An 18,433-nucleotide genomic window follows, 5' to 3' on the forward strand; every position below is an offset into this window, starting at 1 on the left:
TGCTACGCTGGTCTGCGATGCGCTATCAATGGCCTTGTTCCGTCGCGGATTCCCTGAGCAAGTTATCGTTCACAGTGATCGAGGTAGCCAGTATTGCTCAAAAGACTATCGAGACCTCATGACCGCTTATAATCTAAAGCAAAGTATGAGTAGAAAAGGAAACTGCTGGGACAACGCTTGTGTTGAGAGCTTCTTCCATTCAATGAAAGTTGAAGCGATCCAATATGAGCCGATCATGACGCGAGACGAGATGCGCCAAGCGATCTTCGAATACATAGAGGTTGATTATAATCGGACGAGAAGGCACAGTGCTCTCGGGTATCTAAGCCCAGTTAACTTTGAACAACAAAATGTCGCTTAATGGAGTGTCCAGTCTGGCTGGAGCAGATCATACACACCAGCCGCAACGATAAAGACGCCTAAAACATTTTCCCATTGAGCCTGCTCACCAGAAATGAACGAAATCAGTAGAGTGAATACCGGCATAATATTAAATAATGGAGACATCTTATCTGGACCAAGAACGATAGCGCCTTTCATCCAAAAGTAATAAGCAATCAAAGTTCCAAACAGGCTCATGTAAGCTATTAATGCTAGGTCTTTAAATGTTATGGCATTTAAGCTACGGCTAAAGTCGCCGTGGTACATCGCTATAGCGACCATTTGAATGGCACCAATACTTAACACCCAACGTAACTGCTGAGTTACTGGGATATGAGATGTTAAACGCTTCGCTAGAATTGTGTATAAACACCCACTAATTAAAGCAAATAACATGTATAGATCACCAATATTACTATTGCTGCTAATAGAATGAATATTTCCCCCTGTAATGACGATTACCACTCCACAAAAACTGATTAGTGCATCTAAAAGAGTTTTAACCGAAATGGAAGTTTTGAGAATAAAGCCCGACAACAAGATAGTGACAAGTGGTAGGTTTGCCTGAACAACCGCTGCGTTAACTGGGGTAGTAAATCTCATTGCAGAGAAAATAGAGAAGTTTTGGATAGTTACACCCACGGTTGCTATAACAAACAACGACAACATACTTTTTCGTGTGAGTTTGGCTCCATATGGAGAGCGTTTAGTACCTCTTATCAGTAAGAGTATTAAAGCTGCAACGGAAAATCGTAACGTCGCTGAATCCAAAGGAGAGACATCGCTATTAATAGCCTTTATTACGTTAAAGTTACTAGACCAAAAAAAGATAGCGACAACAACACCGCACCAAATTGATAAATGTTTAGACATAGATCTTCCTGATAAAAATTAACTTGACGCGATAATGCTATATATTTCATATTTGATTTTTAATCGCCAAATTTAAGAGGGTTAATCCCAAATATGGAACGTCACTCTTTGGATGATCTTTTGTTATTCGTTTCTGTTGCTCGCTATCAAAGCCTAACACAAGCATCTGAGCGTCTTAATGTCCCGTTAGCCACGCTAAGCCGGAAGTTAAAAAGGCTGGAAACAAACTTAAATTGCAGACTATTTAACCGCAGTGCACACCACTTTGCGTTAACAACTGATGGCGAAAAATATTATCAACTCTGTGAGCCGCTACTTCTTAGCTTAAATAATGTGACATCGAGAATTGCGACTGAGCGTCAGTCTTTAAGCGGAACGATCAAAATATCAGCGCCAATTAACATGACACAGATGTGGTTAAAGCGGTGCGTTTATGAATTTGCAGAGCAACATCCGAAGGTATGTATCGATTTAGATGTACAGAATGAAAAAATCAATCTTGTATCTAACCGTGTCGATGTTAGTTTTCGTCTTGGTGATCTTATTGAACAAGACTGGATTGCTCAGAAATTATGGTCGATTCCATTTGCGCTTTGTGCATCACGAAGCTATTTAGAACAACACCAACCGATTACCCATCCAGAACAACTTGTTCATCATCGCCTAATTACGGTAAACAACGACAGCCAATGGAAATTAGTTAATCAAATCACCAATGAAACATTTGATCATCCGCTAAAGTTTCAATTCACTTCAAATGATGTACTGCTAGTTAGAGACGCCGTCATCCATGGTTTAGGAATTGCGTGGATTCCAACCTATTACTTTCATGAGCTAAATCATGATCAACATAACCTGCTGCCTTTGTTGCCAGAATGGCAATGCTCGGGTAAAGAAGTATTCATTATGTATCGAGACCGCGATAAAAGGCCTGCAAGAGTTGATGCATTTATTGAACATGTCTTAAATTGGAAAAATCGCATTCAAATGTTTGCTTGAAAGAGGTTTATCACATTGTGCTGTGCCGGTAACCTCAAGTGAAGCTTCATGACTCTGCTTCAATTGAGTTCATTTATTTAACCTCTAAAAGAATCATGAATACATAGGCAGTTAATGGGATTCGAGTTTACAAGTGATTCGGTCAGCTAAAACTCAAGCTAAGTAGAAAGTATTTGCAGTTGTATTTGCCTCTGAAAATCGTTTAGAGCTTTCTCATCCGCGAGGTTCTATAAGAAATTATTAAGGATATATTTGTGTGTGATTTCGTGAAAAAAATTATTGTAGGTTTACTTTTCAGTGCTTCGTCTTTTTCTTCCTTAAGTCAATATGTTCCAGCAATGAATGATAAGAACGGTTATGTAGAACCATTTCAAATGTTTGATAATGTCTATTATGTAGGAGACAAGTGGGTCTCATCATATGCCATTGCTACAGACGACGGACTCGTTATCATTGATACGCTTGACTTCCCTTACTCTGAGTGGATACCTATCAACCTAGAGAAGCTAGGGCTAAAAGATAAGCCAATAACGCACATATTGGTAACTCATGGGCATTCTGACCACGTTGGAGGCGCCCAGTTACTTCAAGAGAAGTATGGTTCCAAAGTCGTGATGACCAAAAGCGCTCATGAACTATCTATACAGCAATCAAACAAAAGCGAAGGTGAGAACAAGTTCCTTCCTCCAAATTTAGACATAGAGATAAAAAGCGATAGCTCTATGGCTATTGGTGGACATGAGTTTAAGTTCTATCTCACACCTGGCCACACGGAAGGTGATTATTCCTTAGACTTCACTGTTGAAGATAATGGCGAACAATATCGTGCTTTTATCGTTGGTGGGCATAGCGTAAGTAGCAATGATCCAGAAGTTATTGGCCAGTTCCTGACTAGCATGGAGAAAATTAGAAAAATTTCACTACAGGCACCTATTGTGAACGTTAACCTTTCGAACCATCCACATAAAAATTTCCTTTTTGAAAATAGGAAGAAGCTCGGCACAAGCGGTAACCCGTTTATCAGTGAGGCAAACTTCTTCATGTTCCTTAAGCAACAAGAAGATTTAGCTAAGGGAAAACTAGAAGAACTATAATACCGTGGTATACGAGCAGCCTTCTTTATTAGGTTAGAGATTTGCTCTTGAGTTATAGCTAAGGCTTTAATAAGTTGCTCAATCAAGATTCGACACTGGTGGCAGCTATATTGTTTGTCGGTTCTAGTGACAAAGGCGCCGTGCGTAAGCATTCGTATTGTGTGCCTTACACATTTGCAAGGCGTTATGTGCTTTCTAGAAAAGTCTCAAAATAGAGTACAATTAGCGTTTTGACACAGCGGAAATCATCATGGCCAAAACTGTTCAGCAGCAAATCGGAAACATTGCTCTAGTCGTTGAAAATTACGACGATGCTATCGAATTCTATACTCAAAAACTTCAATTCACTCTGGTTGAAGATACCAACCTAGGTGGTGGTAAACGCTGGGTTCAAGTTTCTCCTCCAAACTCCAATGGTACAAACCTACTTTTAGCTCAAGCGAGTACACCGGAGCAAACGCATGCAGTAGGAAATCAAACAGGTGGTCGTGTTTTCCTGTTTCTGCAAACTAATGATTTTTGGCGTGACTACGAGTTGATGAAGAAAAATGGTGTTGTATTTAATGAAGAGCCTCGTGTGGAAGAATACGGGACAGTGGTGGTGTTCCAAGATCTCTATGGTAATAAATGGGACTTACTGCAACTGAACTAGAAACTACATAGCACCTGCATAGCATAGTGTTCATGAGGAGTTTCCAACAAGCCTTTAAGGCTCTGAGATATTAGTGCTAATTCAAAGGTTCTCAGAAGTTACTGTATTTCTAAATCACTTTTGTGCAAACAATAACTAGCCATCATTCCTTCTCGATGTATCAACAAGTGTTAGGGCGGCACACCAAAAACAAAAAGGCGAACCAAACGGTTCGCCTTTGTCGATTTAGAGACTACAAAAATTAATCTTCGTAGTTATCGATGCTTGGGCATGAACAGATTAGGTTACGGTCGCCGTATACGTTATCTACGCGGTTTACCGTTGGCCAGTACTTCCAAGATTTGGTCGCTTTAGACGGGAAGCAGCCAATCTCGCGAGAGTAAGGGCGGTCCCAATCTTCAGCTGAAAGATCAACTTGTGTGTGTGGCGCGTTAACAAGTGGGTTGTTATCCAGTGGCCATTCACCGTTTTTCACTTTCTCCATTTCTTCGCGGATAGCGATCATCGCATCACAGAAGCGGTCCAGCTCTTCTAGATCTTCCGATTCCGTTGGCTCAACCATTAGCGTGCCCGCTACAGGGAACGACATAGTTGGTGCGTGGAAACCGTAGTCCATTAGACGCTTCGCGATGTCTTCTTCGCTGATACCTGTTTCTTCTTTCAGCGGACGAATGTCGATAATACATTCGTGCGCTACGCGGCCATTTTTGCCACGGTAAAGAACAGGGTAGTGTTGGCGAAGTGTTTCCATCACGTAGTTTGCGTTCAGAATTGCTACTTTTGTAGCATCTGTTAGGCCAGCTTCGCCCATCATTGCGATGTAAGCCCAAGAGATAGGCAGGATAGAAGCGCTACCCATATCTGCTGCTGATACTGCGAAATCTGCGCCTTCTACACCGTCTTCAATATGCCCTGGTAAGAAAGGAGCTAGGTGAGATTTCACACCGATAGGACCCATACCCGGACCGCCACCACCGTGCGGGATGCAGAAGGTTTTGTGTAGGTTTAGGTGAGAAACGTCTGAACCGATGAAGCCTGGTGATGTTAGACCAACCTGCGCGTTCATGTTAGCGCCGTCTAGGTAAACCTGACCACCAGCGGCATGAACCATTTCACACACTTCTTTCACTTTCTCTTCGTAAACGCCGTGCGTAGAAGGGTAAGTGATCATAATGCTTGATAGGTTGTCTTTGTGTTTCTCGATTTTCGCTGCTAGGTCGTCGATGTCGATGTTGCCTTCTTCATCACACTTAACCACAACCACTTTCATTGACACCATAGATGCTGTCGCAGGGTTAGTACCGTGCGCAGAGCTTGGGATCAAACATACGTTGCGGTGACCTTCGCCACGGCTTTCGTGGTAGCGTTGAATCGCGATAAGACCTGCGTACTCACCCGATGCACCAGAGTTTGGTTGTAGTGAGAATGCGTCATAGCCAGTGATTTCACATAGCTTTTCTTTAAGATCTTTTGCGAGTGCTGCGTAACCAGCTGCTTGTTCTGCTGGTGCGAACGGGTGGATCGAACCAAACTCAGGCCAAGTTACTGGAATCATCTCCGCTGCTGCGTTCAGCTTCATCGTACAGCTGCCCAGTGGGATCATGCCGTGCGTGAGTGAGAAGTCTTTGTTCTCTAGCTGTTTTAGGTAACGCATCATCTGTGTTTCGCTGTGGTGAGTGTTAAACACAGGGTGTGTTAGATATTCTGTTGTGCGGCGCAATGCTTCTGGAATGGCTGCAAACTCGTTGCCTGAGATTTCAGTTGATAGTGCTGCGACTTCTTCTTTCACACCGAATACTGCGAATAGGGCTTCTACATCTGCCACGGTTGTCGTTTCGTCGAAGCTCACACCTAGCTGAGTACCCAACTTACGTAGGTTGATGTCTGCGGCTAGTGCTTTCGCGTATAGGTCTTCAGTTTGTGCACCTGTGTTGATAGTGATGGTGTCGAAGAAGCTGTTGTGAGCAAGCTCGAAGCCGCCTTTAGTTAGGCCAGCGGCTAGGATGGCTGTCATGTGGTGCGTACGACGAGCAATCGTGCGTAGACCTTCTGCGCCGTGGTAAACCGCGTAGAAAGACGCCATGTTCGCTAGCAGTGCTTGAGCAGTACAGATGTTTGATGTCGCTTTTTCACGACGGATGTGCTGTTCACGCGTTTGCATTGCCATACGCAGTGCTTGGTTACCATTGGTATCGATAGAAACACCGATAACACGACCAGGCATTGTACGCTTGTGCTTATCACGCGTTGCCATGAAAGCAGCGTGTGGACCGCCGTAACCCATCGGCACACCAAAACGTTGTGCTGAACCGATTGCTACGTCTGCGCCCATTTCACCTGCAGGTTTAAGTAGGGTAGAAGCAAGAAGGTCCGTTGCTACAGTCACTAGTGTTTTGTTTGCTTGCGCTTTAGCGATGATGTCCGTTAGGTCACGAACTTCACCTGTTGTACTTGGGTACTGAACTAGTGCGCCGAACACGTCTTGCTCTGGTAGTGATTCTAAAGAACCAACCAAGACTTCAAAGCCGATGAATTTCGCACGAGTTTTTACCACTTCGATGGTTTGTGGGTGAACGTCGTCAGCAACGAAGAATACGTTGCTCTTGCTTTTACCCGCACGCTTACAAAGTGTCATCGCTTCTGCTGCTGCCGTTGCTTCATCGAGCAATGACGCGTTCGCGATTTCCATACCAGTAAGATCCATCACCATTTGTTGGTAGTTTAGAAGTGCTTCTAAACGACCTTGTGAGATCTCTGGTTGGTAAGGGGTGTAAGCGGTGTACCAGCCCGGGTTTTCCATCACGTTGCGTAGAATCACGTTCGGCGTGAAGGTGTTGTAGTAACCCTGACCAATGAATGTACGTTTAACTTGGTTCTGATCGGCGAACTTACGCATGGCTGCCAGCATGTCTGCTTCGCTTTTCGCTTCTGCCAAGCTCATTGGTTGCTCTAGGCGAATTTGTGCTGGTACGGTTTCGTCGATAAGCGAATCTAGGCTAACTGCGTTGATCGCTTCCAACATTTTCTGTTGGTCAGATTTGTTTGGTCCATTGTGGCGAGCAACGAACTCGTTTTGTGTGCTGAGGCTTTGAAGTAATTCAGTCATTGTCCTTTACCTACTCCTTGGTTCGGGTAACGGATTTGCGTTACTGATAAATTAAATTATACGTCCGAACCTAGAAAAAAAGCTGTTCTCTAAACAGGCTAGGGAACAGCTTTCGTCACATCCTAATTACTCTTCTTCGATAGAGTTTAGGTATTCGTCTGCGTCTTTCAGGTTATCTAGTTCAGATACATCAGACATCTTCACTTTTACGATCCAGCCACCTTCGTACGGCTCTTCGTTAATTAGCTCTGGGCTGTCTTCTAGTTCTTCATTGATTTCTACGATTTCACCAGTGATTGGTGCGTAGATGTCTGACGCTGCTTTTACAGATTCAACGAGAGAGAAGCTTTCACCTGCTTCAACTTCGTCTTCTACGTCTGGTAGGTCAACGAATACCACGTCACCTAGCATTTCTTGTGCATGCTCAGAAATACCAATTGTTACTGTGCCGTCACCGTTGTCACGTACCCACTCGTGGCTATCTGCAAACTTCAGTGTTTTGTCCATTGCTTAATCTCCGAATAACTTGTCAGGAATTATTATGATTTCAAAAAAATCGTTTACTGGTATAGAGGAAAGCGACTGCAAAGTTCTTTTACTTCTTTGCGAACGCGTTTTTCAACTTCTGCGTCACCTTCAGGGTTGTTCACTAAACCGTCCAGTACGTCACCAATCCAATTACCGATGAGTTTGAATTCTTCAGCGCCAAAGCCGCGGCTTGTACCCGCAGGCGTTCCTAAACGGATGCCCGATGTAATCATAGGCTTCTCTGTATCGAATGGGATGCCATTTTTGTTACATGTGATCCCAGCACGCTCTAGAGCTTCTTCTGCTTTATTGCCTTTCAACCCTTTCGGACGAAGGTCAACCAGCATTAGGTGCGTGTCTGTGCCACCAGTTACGATGTCGCAACCGCGAGTTTGCAATACTTCCGCTAGGACTTTTGCGTTATTGATCACCGAATCAATATAAGTTTTAAATTCAGGGCCAAGCGCTTCACCAAATGCGACCGCTTTGGCTGCGATAACGTGCATCAGTGGGCCACCTTGTAGGCCAGGGAATACGGCTGAGTTGATTTTCTTAATGATGTCTTCGTGGTTAGTAAGAATCATACCGCCGCGAGGGCCACGCAATGTTTTATGTGTTGTAGTCGTAACAACGTGTGCGTGTGGCAATGGGCTAGGGTGTGCGCCTGTTGCGATAAGACCAGCGATGTGCGCCATGTCGACCATAAGAATTGCATTTACTTCGTCTGCGATTTCACGGAATTTTGCAAAGTCGATAGTACGTGGAATAGCGCTACCACCTGCGATGATCATTTTAGGTTGGTGCTCAAGTGCTAGCTCACGAACATCTTCGTAGTTAATTTCTAGTGTTTCGCGATCAACACCGTATTGAACTGCATTAAACCATTTACCAGAAAGTGCAGGGCGTGCGCCGTGCGTCAGGTGACCACCTGCGTCTAAAGACATACCAAGAATGGTGTCACCAGGTTGAAGCAGTGCCAGCTTTACTGCGCCGTTTGCTTGTGCCCCTGAGTGTGGTTGAACGTTTGCGTATTCACAATTGAAAAGTTTTTTTGCGCGTTCGATAGCAATGGCTTCCACTGTATCTACGTGCTCACAACCACCATAGTAACGACGACCTGGGTAACCTTCAGCGTATTTGTTTGTTAGGCATGTGCCTTGAGCTTGCATTACCGCTTTAGAAACAATGTTCTCGGAAGCGATAAGTTCGATTTGTTCGTTTTGGCGAGCGGATTCCGCTTGAATTCCAGCAAAGACAGCATCATCTGTCGCAGAGAGGTTGGTAGAGAAAAAGTTTTCCAAGCTGTGGTTAGGGTAACTCTTATTCATGGTAGTTGACCTTCCAAATCTGAAAATGAACCCGCAATAGATGAGTTATGATTTGCGGTTGTGGTTCATTTGTCCTCAAAAACAGCTGAACTGCGTAGCAGAACAGAGTGAACATCCGGCCCTAAATTTGGGCAAAAACTCCGTTGGATGGCGTGTTTCCTTTACCAATCTCTTACGGAAATATGCATCTCTACATCTAACAAGTTGGTAACATAGCGCCTGTGACGGGAACAATCAACCAAAAATTTCCTATAGGAAACAAGATTTCAAAATTTGTTAACAAGAGCACGCTTTAATTCACTTGGTGGACTTCTATCCACTATGTGCTTCATGCACAATGCGAGTAAGACAAAAAATATGGATATCTATAGAGGGATTTATGGCAGAAAGTATTTACGATGAATACCCATCGATGACGTTGGCAAAAGAGCAACATGACCAAAATATCGAGCCGTTAAAACTGGGCCAGCGTATTAAGGATATCCGCTCGAAACTCGGTATCACATTAGAAGAAGCGAGTCAGCGAACCGGGCTTGCTCGATCTACACTGAGCAAAATAGAAAATGAGCAGATCTCCCCGACGTTTCAAGCGATGCAAAAATTGGCACTAGGCTTACAAATTGACATGCCACAACTCTTTGAGCCACCTAGAAAAAAGGTAGCGACAGGGCGCAGGGATGTTACCAAGAAGAATGAAGGTAAACCACACCCAACACAAACCTATGAACATGAACTGCTCGCGACACAACTTTCCAATAAGAAAATGATGCCGTTTAAGAGCCAAATTCGAGCTCGTAGTTTTGATGAATATAAAGACTGGGTTCGTCATGACGGCGAAGAATTTTTACTTATCTTATCTGGCGAGGTTATGTTCTATTCTGAGTTTTACGAACCTGTTGTTTTAAGCGAGGGAGACAGCGTTTATTACGATGCAAATATGGGACATATGTTGACCAGTGTTAGCGAGGAAGATGCGCTCATTTTGTGGGTGACAGCCAAATAGTGATAAATACTTGTAAATTTCCTATAATGAAAGCAAACGATTGCTGTTGGTGGTCGTTATGATGAAAAGGCGCTTTTTTGATGAGAACTTGCTCATTAAAGCGCTTTTTTTGTACGATTTGTTGTGATTAAAATGTTAAGAGTCACACTTTTGCAAGTCGATCTACGTCTTGTTCGTGCAAAATAGAATGAGCCATGTTTATTATTGGAAACACATCGAATGCCGATAGCATTCTCGGGTCTATCTAAATGGAGACGAAAATGACTCAAGAACTACTGAAAACACCACTACACGCACTTCACGTTGAAGTTGGTGCCAAAATGGTCCCGTTCGCGGGTTACGATATGCCTGTTCAGTATCCTCTAGGCGTAAAGAAGGAACACTTACATACTCGTGATGCGGCAGGTCTGTTTGATGTTTCTCACATGGGACAGCTTCGCCTAATTGGTGACGGTGCAGCTGCGTTCCTAGAAACATTAGTCCCAGTGGATATTGTGGATCTTGAGTCTGGTAAACAGCGTTACGCTTTTTTCACTAATGAAGAGGGCGGCATCATGGACGACTTGATGGTGGCTAACCTAGGCGATCATCTGTTTGTGGTTGTGAACGCAGCATGTAAAGCGCAAGATATCGCACACCTACAAGCGCATTTACCATCTGGTGTTGAGCTAGAAACTATCGAAGACCGAGCTCTACTTGCAATCCAAGGCCCTAAAGCGGCGGCTGTATTGGCGCGTTTTGCACCAGAAGTTTCTGAAATGCTGTTCATGGATATTTGTAAAGTCGATGTTTTAGGCGCCGAGTGCATTGTTTCTCGTAGTGGTTATACAGGCGAAGACGGTTACGAAATCTCGGTTCCTGCTGACAAAGCGGAAGAGCTAGCACGTAAACTGACTGCGGAAGATGAAGTTGAATGGATTGGCCTTGGTGCTCGTGATTCACTTCGTCTTGAGTGTGGCCTTTGTCTATACGGTCATGACCTAGACACAACAACAACACCTGTTGAAGCGAGCTTGCTATGGGGTATCCAAAAAGTTCGTCGTATTGGTGGTGAACGTGAAGGTGGTTTCCCTGGCGCAGACATTATTCTTAAGCAGATTGAGACTAAAGATGTGGCGCGTAAGCGTGTGGGTCTAGTAGGTCAAACCAAAGCGCCAGTGCGTGAAGGTGTTGAACTGTTTGATGCTGACGGCGTTAAAATTGGCGTTGTAACCAGCGGTACGGCGGGTCCGAATGCAGGTAAGCCAGTCTCAATGGGTTATGTTCGTGCGGATTTGGCGGCGATTGGTACTGAAGTGTTCGCTGAAGTGCGTGGTAAAATGCTACCAATGACCGTTGAAAAAATGCCGTTCGTACCACAACGTTACTACCGTGGTTAAAACGAATTGAAACAAAAATGCCGAGCTTTGTAGCTCGGCATTTTTTATGTCTTCTTTTCGCTTGTTTACTTTTAGTTTACTGCTTCATCAATAGTACAGCACATATCAATAACGATATCTTCAAGCTTTTCCGGATGAATCATCTCTTCTTTTGGGATCCCAAATTGAGAGGCCATAATGGTATTAAACAATTCCCAATGCTTGATCAGCAGTTTTTCGCGATTATCTGCAATATCCGGCCATGTTTCTTGCATCATTGGCGCGAGACTGACAGCACCATGTGCGAAGATCAACATTTGCCACTTTGATTCCCACTGATCAAATTGTGCATTAGGGTTTTCGCTGTTGTACTGCTCGAAAATTCCGGTAAATATCGCAGCGAACTCATCTTTTGACTTTAAGAAATACTGCAGCAGAGCACCGTCATCGCCTTGTCGAATGGCATCGGCGATCATCTGTACTGGATGAGGATTGACGAGAGCAAATGCTAGCATGCGAACCATAAACAGATAAATTTTTCTATTCGAAGGTGTGTTCTCCGGCATTTCATTGATGAGTTCAGCCATATAGCACTGCATGAACTCGTCCATTGCATCGCTAACCGCTTGCCAGATTTTCTCTTTGCTGCCGAAGTGGTGACGGATCAAACTATGTGAAACACCAGCCTTTTCACTGATATTGCGCAGCGAGACACGCTCGTAACCAAGTTCACAAAACATATCTGCTGCCACTTTAAGGATCAGACACTTAGTTTGTTCTGCTGCTTCAGCACTTCTACGCCCCTGCTTTCTTTCATTCATAGTTCGAATTTTCCCGAATATTAATCACGCGCTTACTTTTACCAGAAACCGAACGCTTTGACTAATTAATTTGCTATCCACCTGGAAAATATGTTGATCAATTTCAAATTCTGCTTATACTGCACGGCCGTGTAATATATAAAACCTACGGAGAAAGCGGGTGCGAAAACAATATTTAAAGCGCACTTTAGTTGGCGCAGTGGTGACATTAAGTCTTTCTGGGATGCTAACTGGGTGTAATAAAGCCATTTCTGAGCCGTCTGAACCTTTAATCAAACCTGTAAAATTACTGGCGGTGAAAGACCTAGAACTTGAAGACTCGCACGCCTTTTTAGCGCGTATTGATGCAACACATCGCGCGCAGCTTTCTTTTCAGGTTGGTGGAGAGGTTGATGAATTACGTGTACGCATGGGTCAAAAAGTCCAAAAAGGTGAAGTGCTCGCAACGTTAGACCCTAAAGATCTTCAGCTTGCGTTAGATGCCGCTCAAGCGCAGTACGCGTTAGCGAAAACACAATGGGACCGCGCGAAAAACCTTTACGGAAAAAAACTCATTAGTACTGATGAGTACGATCAGAAAGAAACTCAATATAAAGCGGCATTGGCGAACTACGAACAAGCTAAAACCGATTTGAGCTATACCAAAATTCACGCACCGTTTGATGGCATTGTGTCATATACCTATGTCAACCCGTTTCAAGTAGTAGCAGAGAAGCAGGAGATCTTGAATCTCATTGATAACACGACGTTGGATGTATCTTTCACCTTGCCAGTAAGTTATGCGGAATCTGTATCACTTGAGTCACTGCAAAACTCCGATATGTGGGTGACGATGGATAGCGAGCCAGGAAAACGTATCCCTGGGCAATTTAAAGAAATTTCGACGCAGCCAAACATCGATACCAATAGTTATGAGGCGATCGTGACCATCACTCGACCAGAAGATCGCAATTTGCTGACAGGTATGACTGGGCAGGTACACATTGCTAAACAACATGTATCGGACGCGATGACGTTACCTCAGTCTGCTTGGGTCAACAAAAATGGGACGCAAGGTGAAGTTTGGGTAATGGACAGAAGCACGCAGCAGGTCAATAAAGTCACTGTGTCACTTGACGCAGCAGGTGGTGTGAAAGCCGGGCTTGATAACAATGATTACGTTGTTATTGCTGGTGTTGAGAGACTGGTTGAAGGACAAGTGGTGAAAGCTTGGGTTCGTGAGGGAGGCATTTAATGAAACGTTCTCTACTTACGATCTCTGCGATTGCACTTGCAGTTTTAACAGGGTGCAAAAATGAAAACCAAGCTATCGTCGAGCAGCCACTTTTTGTGTCGACTATCTCGGTGGATGCACCAGTACAAAGTCAACATCGCGCGTTCAAAGGCATAGTAGTGCCTGCAGAGCAAACGCCAATGGCATTTCGCCGCGCTGGGGAAGTTCAGCACGTATTGGTTAAAGCGGGTGACGTTGTGAAGCAGGGGCAAATGATCGCAAAGCTAGATGATAGCAAAGAGAAGCAAGCCGTGAATGACGCAGAAGCACAATACACACTCGCAATTCGTCAGCTTAAACGCGGTGAAGACTTGCATGCACGTCAAATGATTTCAAAAGCGGAACTTGATGAGCTAACCGCCAATAAAGAGCTAGCTGAGGCTACTTTCTATAACGCGACCAATCAATTGAATTACACCCGTTTATTCGCCCCGTTCGCCGGTAAAGTATCCGATGTTTTCAAAGAACGTTTTGAGCGTGTGGCAATTGGTGAACCCGTGTTAAACCTATACCAAAACGATTTGGTTTACGTGCGTATTGAGCTTTCCGACAATGTTTTAGCGATGGTAGACCCAAACTCAGACAGCATGAGCTACAAGCCTAGAGCAACCTTCTCCGGCATCGATGGCAGATTTGCTTTGGACTATTTAGAGCACACAAGTGAACCCAACGCTGAAACTCAAACCTACGAAATGTACTTGACGATGCCACAGCCAAAAACAGAGATATTGCCGGGAACCAGCGTAAGCGTTTTGGTCGATATGGTGAAGGCGGGCATTACCTCTATTGATGGTTACAGTGTTCCTGTCACGGCGCTTCAAGCAGGCAGTGAAGGGAATGAGTTCTTTGTGTGGAAAAAAGAAGGTGACATTGTCACACGAGTGCCTGTCATGATTTCTCAAGTGAATGGCAATGGAGCCATTGTGTCGTCAGGTGTTAGCCAGGGCGATATTCTGATTAATTCAAATCTGCGTAAATTACGCGAAGGTAAACATGTGGATGTTGTGGAGAATAACCAATAATGAACATTGCTGAGTATTCAATAAAAAACAAAGTCATCAGCTGGTTGTTCATTATTATCCTTGCTGTTGGTGGTTTAACGTCATTTTTGGAGCTTGGACGATTAGAAGACCCGGCATTTACGATCAAAGATGCCATGATCATCTCAACATACCCTGGCGCGACGTCAAAAGAAGTTGAAGAAGAGCTGACGTATCCTCTAGAAAAAGAGATTCGAAAACTCCCTTATATCGACAAAATTACCTCTACGTCTTCTAATGGTATGTCTCAAATAACGGTGAGCATGGAAATGGACTATGGTCCTGATGAACTGCCGCAAATTTGGGATGAAATGCGCCGTAAAATTAATGATTTACGACCATCATTGCCTCAAGGTGTTCAGTCTTTACAGATCATTGATGATTTCGGTGACGTTTATGGCGTGATGTTAATGCTCACTGGTGACGATTACGACTATGTAGAGCTGAAACGTTATGCGGATTACCTGACCCGTGAAATCGAGCTTGTTGATGGTGTTGGTAAGGTAGACATCACGGGCGATCAGCAAGAAATGCTATTCGTTGAGATCTCACTTGATCGCCTTGCTGCACTGAACTTAGACATGAATGTGGTTTCGAGCTTGTTGAACCAGCAAAACAATGTGGTTTCAGCAGGTGAAGTGATGGTCAATGGCGAAAGCCTGGTTATTCGCCCAAGCGGCACCTTAAACACTGTAGAAGCACTAGAAAATCTGATCATTCATGGCCGTGACACAGGAAATCTAATTCGTCTAAAAGACGTAGCAACGATTTCTCGCGGTATTCAAGAGAAGCCAAGCAACGTCGTACTCTTTAACGGTCAAAAAGCGATTAATATCGGTATCTCGTTTGCATCGGGTGTGAACGTGGTTGAGGTTGGTGAACGTTTGGATGCGGAGCTCGCGAGCCTTGAGTCTATCAAGCCTGCTGGCATCGATATGAACTACTTTTACAACCAAGCCAATGAGGTGGATGAATCTGTTAAAGCGTTTGTAATTAGTCTAGCGGAGGCAGTGGCGATCGTAATCATTGTGTTGCTGTTTACTATGGGTTTACGCAGTGGTGTCATCATTGGAGTTGTGTTGTTATTGACGGTATTTGGTACCTTCATTTTGATGAATTACAACAACATCGAACTGCATCGTATTTCTCTTGGCGCGTTAATTATTGCCTTGGGTATGCTGGTTGATAACGCGATTGTTGTCGTGGAAGGCATATTGGTTGGCCTAAAGAAAGGGCGTACCAAAGTTCAAGCGGCTGTCGATATTGTAAAGCAAACACAATGGCCTTTGCTGGGCGCAACTGTTATTGCAATTACGGCTTTTGCACCTATCGGCTTGTCGCAAGATGCGACAGGTGAGTTCATGGGCTCTCTATTCTGGGTGCTGTGTTTCTCACTATTTTTAAGCTGGATTACCGCTATTACACTGACGCCTTTCCTTGCCGATCTTTTGTTGAAAGAGGAAAACAAAGAGCAGGGTACTAGCGAAGATGATCCTTATAAAGGCTGGTTGTTTGTCGTATTTGGGGCATCACTGAAATTTGCATTGCGATTCCGCTGGCTTACCGTTGCTGGCATGGTGGCGCTATTAGTGGGTGCTGTCGTGGCATTTGGTAATGTAAAACAGCAGTTCTTCCCACCATCGAATACGCCGATGTTCTACGTGGATATGTGGATGCCAGAGGGTACTGACATCCGTGAAACGATCAAAAAAGCTGAAGAGATCGAAAGCTACATTCGTCAGCAAGATGATATTGACTTTGTTTCTGCTTCGATTGGGCAGGGCCTACAGCGTTTTGCTTTAACCTATCAACCAGAAAAAAGTTACGAAGCGTACGCTCAGTTCCAAGTTCGCGCGACTGATCGTGAGAAAATGTTTGGTTTACTGCATAAGTTAGATGCGAATCTGGCGAAAACATTTGATGCGCCTACGTTCCAGTTTAAATTGATGGAATTTGGTCCATCACCAGCGTCTAAGATCGAAGCGCGTATTACTGGCCCTGATCCACAAGTTTTACGTGACTTGGCGGTGCAAGTCGAAGACATCCTTCATACCGACCCTGGTGCCCGAAACATTCGTCACGATTGGCGAGAGCGCACCAAGGAACTTGTACCCGTTTTCAATGAGTCTAAAGCTCGTCGCTTAGGTATTTCGAAAGAAGATCTTTCAAGCACACTGCAAATGGCGTTTGGTGGTAGCACCTTAGGTTACTTGCGTGATGGTACACATACGTTGCCAATTATGACACGCCTTCCTGAAGAAGAACGCGTAGATTTTGAATCACTACAAAACGTGACCATTTGGAGTCCTTCGTTGCAAACGTACATTCCGGTTGATCAAGTGATTGATGGCGTTCAACTGGATTGGAGTGAGCCGCTAATTCAGCGTCGTGACCGTAAGCGTACGTTAACCGTTCTCGCGGACCATGATGTGTTGAGTGACGACACGGCAGCAAGCTTATTTGCTCGTGTACAGCCTAAAGTGATGGCATTGCATGTTCCAGAAGGATACGAAATCACATGGGGTGGTGAGTACGAATCATCCAAAGATGCACAAGAAGGCCTATTCGGTTCATTGCCGATGGGTTACTTGTTGATGTTCATCATTACTATTTTACTGTTTAACTCAATCAAAAAACCGTTGGTCATTTGGTTCACCGTTCCGTTAGCGATCATTGGCGTTGCTTTTGGTTTGCTTACCACGAACATGCCGTTCAGTTTTACAGCATTCCTTGGTTTGTTAAGCCTAAGTGGCATGATTTTGAAAAACGGTATTGTGTTGCTTGACCAAATTAACCTTGAGTTGGAGTCTGGTAAAGATCCTTACCTCGCGATTGTTGATAGTGCGATAAGCCGCGTTCGTCCGGTAAGTATGGCGGCACTAACAACTATCTTGGGGATGATTCCATTGGTCTTCGACGCCTTTTTTGGCTCGATGGCAATAACGATTATGGCAGGTCTTGGTTTTGCTACTGTACTGACACTGATAGTGGTGCCAGTGATGTTTGCAATTCTGTTTAGGGTAAAACCGACCACTGCATAGGGACTCCTGGCTATTTGCCAGCTTCCTGCCTAGCCCTGAAGGTTTTCTTCGGGGCTTTTTTGATCTTACTAATATATACCAAACCATTCATTTGCTTGATTTTAATGATTTTCTTACGATTACAATGCAAATCATGCGTATACTGATGTAACGACACATCAAAGATTGAGATTACATGAATAAGCGTATATTAAACGGACTCTTCTTCGTTGGTTCTTTCACCTTGGTTGGCTGCACCGCGACGGATAGCATGCCGACAGAAACCAAACAACCTGCCCCTAAAGTCAACAGTGTTAGTGCTGAAGTCATTTCCAGTTGGATTGATAGTAAGGTTTTAGCCCCTGAAGGGCTGTCGCTCGAGCAAGACAATCTACGTTATCTATCGGGTAGCGCCGACCTAAACAGCGACGGCAAGGCAGAACACATAGTGTTGCTTCAAGATCGCTATTTCTGTGGTAGTGGTGGCTGCTCTGCATATATGTTTGATAATGAGGGAAACGTTATTAATCGAATGTCGGTAACTCGCACGCCTATTGTACTAGCCGACAGTTACAGTAATGGTTGGCAGGACTTTATCGTTTGGAGTAATGGCTCATATCGACTCATGAGTTACAACGGTGAGTCTTATCCAAGTAACCCGTCACTAGAGCAAAAGGTGGATCGAGACGCTAACCAGCAGGCGGCAATCGCAAATGTAATGGCGACAGAGCTTTATCAGCAAGACGGCTATGACATTCTGCCCGCAGAGTCAAAAACCTTGTGGACGCCAGCTAACGTTTACCACTTTACCTTCAAGCACTACGGTGACCCGCATAGCGCTTATCAAGCAACGGTGGATATGAGCAGTGGGGAAGTAGACATTGTAGCCGTTCCGGCTGCGGAATAAAAAACACCTCCCTTAACCGGAATTAAAGGGAGGTGCTAAATGCCAAATTC

General features: G+C 44.3%; 15 protein-coding genes. 10 read left to right on the forward strand and 5 right to left on the reverse strand.

Annotated elements, in window-relative coordinates:
* On the forward strand, positions 1-361 hold a 361-nt coding region (locus tag R7E78_RS05135; RefSeq protein WP_318057721.1), incomplete at its 5' end, for an IS3 family transposase.
* Here the strand turns inward: R7E78_RS05135 and R7E78_RS05140 are convergent.
* Positions 358-1,254, reverse strand: coding sequence for a DMT family transporter (locus tag R7E78_RS05140; RefSeq protein ID WP_318057722.1), 897 nt, complete (start codon positions 1,252-1,254; stop codon positions 358-360). The two genes, R7E78_RS05135 and R7E78_RS05140, sit on opposite strands and share 4 nt — an antisense overlap.
* 108 nt (positions 1,255-1,362) lie before the next feature.
* Between R7E78_RS05140 and R7E78_RS05145 the strand changes: the two genes are divergently transcribed.
* The 3 genes from R7E78_RS05145 to R7E78_RS05155 all read left to right on the forward strand — a co-directional run bounded on the left by R7E78_RS05145 (position 1,363) and on the right by R7E78_RS05155 (position 3,999).
* A complete protein-coding gene (locus tag R7E78_RS05145; RefSeq protein WP_250154718.1) occupies positions 1,363-2,253 on the forward strand; it encodes a LysR family transcriptional regulator in 891 nt (296 codons plus the stop codon).
* A 266-nt stretch (positions 2,254-2,519) separates the two neighbouring features.
* A complete protein-coding gene (locus R7E78_RS05150) occupies positions 2,520-3,347 on the forward strand; it encodes an MBL fold metallo-hydrolase (protein ID WP_318057723.1) in 828 nt (275 codons plus the stop codon).
* A 250-nt stretch (positions 3,348-3,597) separates the two neighbouring features.
* Positions 3,598-3,999 carry a VOC family protein gene (locus R7E78_RS05155; protein ID WP_005388788.1) on the forward strand — a complete coding sequence of 134 codons (402 nt, stop codon included), beginning with the start codon at positions 3,598-3,600 and terminating at the stop codon, positions 3,997-3,999.
* 241 nt (positions 4,000-4,240) lie between these two features.
* On the opposite strand, the gene gcvP is transcribed toward R7E78_RS05155, so the two are convergent.
* The 3 genes from gcvP to R7E78_RS05170 form a co-directional block, all read right to left on the reverse strand.
* Positions 4,241-7,105, reverse strand: a complete 2,865-nt coding sequence (gcvP, locus tag R7E78_RS05160; RefSeq protein WP_318057724.1) for an aminomethyl-transferring glycine dehydrogenase — start codon at positions 7,103-7,105, stop codon at positions 4,241-4,243.
* Between the two features lie 126 nt (positions 7,106-7,231).
* Positions 7,232-7,612, reverse strand: a complete 381-nt coding sequence (gene gcvH / locus R7E78_RS05165; protein ID WP_005376432.1) for a glycine cleavage system protein GcvH — start codon at positions 7,610-7,612, stop codon at positions 7,232-7,234.
* 53 nt (positions 7,613-7,665) lie between these two features.
* Positions 7,666-8,961 (reverse strand): serine hydroxymethyltransferase, encoded by a 1,296-nt coding sequence (locus R7E78_RS05170; protein ID WP_005376430.1) that lies wholly within the window; start codon positions 8,959-8,961, stop codon positions 7,666-7,668.
* A 379-nt stretch (positions 8,962-9,340) separates the two neighbouring features.
* Here R7E78_RS05170 and R7E78_RS05175 point away from each other — a divergent pair, with 379 nt between their 5' ends.
* Entirely contained in the window at positions 9,341-9,964 is a 624-nt protein-coding gene (locus tag R7E78_RS05175) for a helix-turn-helix domain-containing protein (RefSeq protein WP_005376429.1), read from the forward strand.
* 260 nt (positions 9,965-10,224) lie between these two features.
* Positions 10,225-11,343 carry a glycine cleavage system aminomethyltransferase GcvT gene (gene gcvT / locus R7E78_RS05180; RefSeq protein ID WP_047103535.1) on the forward strand — a complete coding sequence of 373 codons (1,119 nt, stop codon included), beginning with the start codon at positions 10,225-10,227 and terminating at the stop codon, positions 11,341-11,343.
* 71 nt (positions 11,344-11,414) lie between these two features.
* Here gcvT and vdeR read toward each other — a convergent pair whose 3' ends face one another.
* Entirely contained in the window at positions 11,415-12,143 is a 729-nt protein-coding gene (vdeR, locus tag R7E78_RS05185; RefSeq protein ID WP_005376423.1) for an efflux transporter transcriptional repressor VdeR, read from the reverse strand.
* A gap of 160 nt (positions 12,144-12,303) precedes the next feature.
* On the opposite strand from vdeR, the gene R7E78_RS05190 reads away from it, so the two are divergent.
* From R7E78_RS05190 to R7E78_RS05205, 4 genes are all read left to right on the forward strand, one after another.
* The gene (locus tag R7E78_RS05190; protein ID WP_017820965.1) at positions 12,304-13,377 is read left to right on the forward strand and encodes an efflux RND transporter periplasmic adaptor subunit; all 1,074 of its coding nucleotides are present in this window, start codon (positions 12,304-12,306) and stop codon (positions 13,375-13,377) included.
* On the forward strand, positions 13,377-14,438 hold the full coding sequence (locus tag R7E78_RS05195; protein ID WP_005376420.1) for an efflux RND transporter periplasmic adaptor subunit: 1,062 nt from the start codon (positions 13,377-13,379) through the stop codon (positions 14,436-14,438). Before R7E78_RS05190 ends, R7E78_RS05195 begins: the two co-directional genes overlap by 1 nt.
* Complete coding sequence (locus tag R7E78_RS05200; RefSeq protein WP_047103536.1) at positions 14,438-17,497, forward strand: efflux RND transporter permease subunit; 3,060 nt, start codon at positions 14,438-14,440, stop codon at positions 17,495-17,497. The genes R7E78_RS05195 and R7E78_RS05200 overlap by 1 nt, the downstream gene beginning before the upstream one ends.
* A gap of 175 nt (positions 17,498-17,672) precedes the next feature.
* Positions 17,673-18,383, forward strand: coding sequence for a hypothetical protein (locus R7E78_RS05205; RefSeq protein ID WP_047103537.1), 711 nt, complete (start codon positions 17,673-17,675; stop codon positions 18,381-18,383).
* Positions 18,384-18,433 lie beyond the last annotated feature (50 nt).

Source organism: Vibrio sp. YT-19(2023), from assembly GCF_033337395.1.

What these genes read in the sequence shown, in the direction of transcription:
- R7E78_RS05140 (WP_318057722.1), bottom strand. Translation starts at nt 1,254, where the DNA reads ATGTCTAAACATTTATCAATTTGGTGCGGTGTTGTTGTCGCTATCTTT.
- R7E78_RS05155 (WP_005388788.1), top strand. Translation starts at nt 3,598, where the DNA reads ATGGCCAAAACTGTTCAGCAGCAAATCGGAAACATTGCTCTAGTCGTT.
- gcvP (WP_318057724.1), bottom strand. Translation starts at nt 7,105, where the DNA reads ATGACTGAATTACTTCAAAGCCTCAGCACACAAAACGAGTTCGTTGCT.
- gcvH (WP_005376432.1), bottom strand. Translation starts at nt 7,612, where the DNA reads ATGGACAAAACACTGAAGTTTGCAGATAGCCACGAGTGGGTACGTGAC.
- R7E78_RS05170 (WP_005376430.1), bottom strand. Translation starts at nt 8,961, where the DNA reads ATGAATAAGAGTTACCCTAACCACAGCTTGGAAAACTTTTTCTCTACC.
- R7E78_RS05175 (WP_005376429.1), top strand. Translation starts at nt 9,341, where the DNA reads ATGGCAGAAAGTATTTACGATGAATACCCATCGATGACGTTGGCAAAA.
- gcvT (WP_047103535.1), top strand. Translation starts at nt 10,225, where the DNA reads ATGACTCAAGAACTACTGAAAACACCACTACACGCACTTCACGTTGAA.
- vdeR (WP_005376423.1), bottom strand. Translation starts at nt 12,143, where the DNA reads ATGAATGAAAGAAAGCAGGGGCGTAGAAGTGCTGAAGCAGCAGAACAA.
- R7E78_RS05195 (WP_005376420.1), top strand. Translation starts at nt 13,377, where the DNA reads ATGAAACGTTCTCTACTTACGATCTCTGCGATTGCACTTGCAGTTTTA.
- R7E78_RS05200 (WP_047103536.1), top strand. Translation starts at nt 14,438, where the DNA reads ATGAACATTGCTGAGTATTCAATAAAAAACAAAGTCATCAGCTGGTTG.
- R7E78_RS05205 (WP_047103537.1), top strand. Translation starts at nt 17,673, where the DNA reads ATGAATAAGCGTATATTAAACGGACTCTTCTTCGTTGGTTCTTTCACC.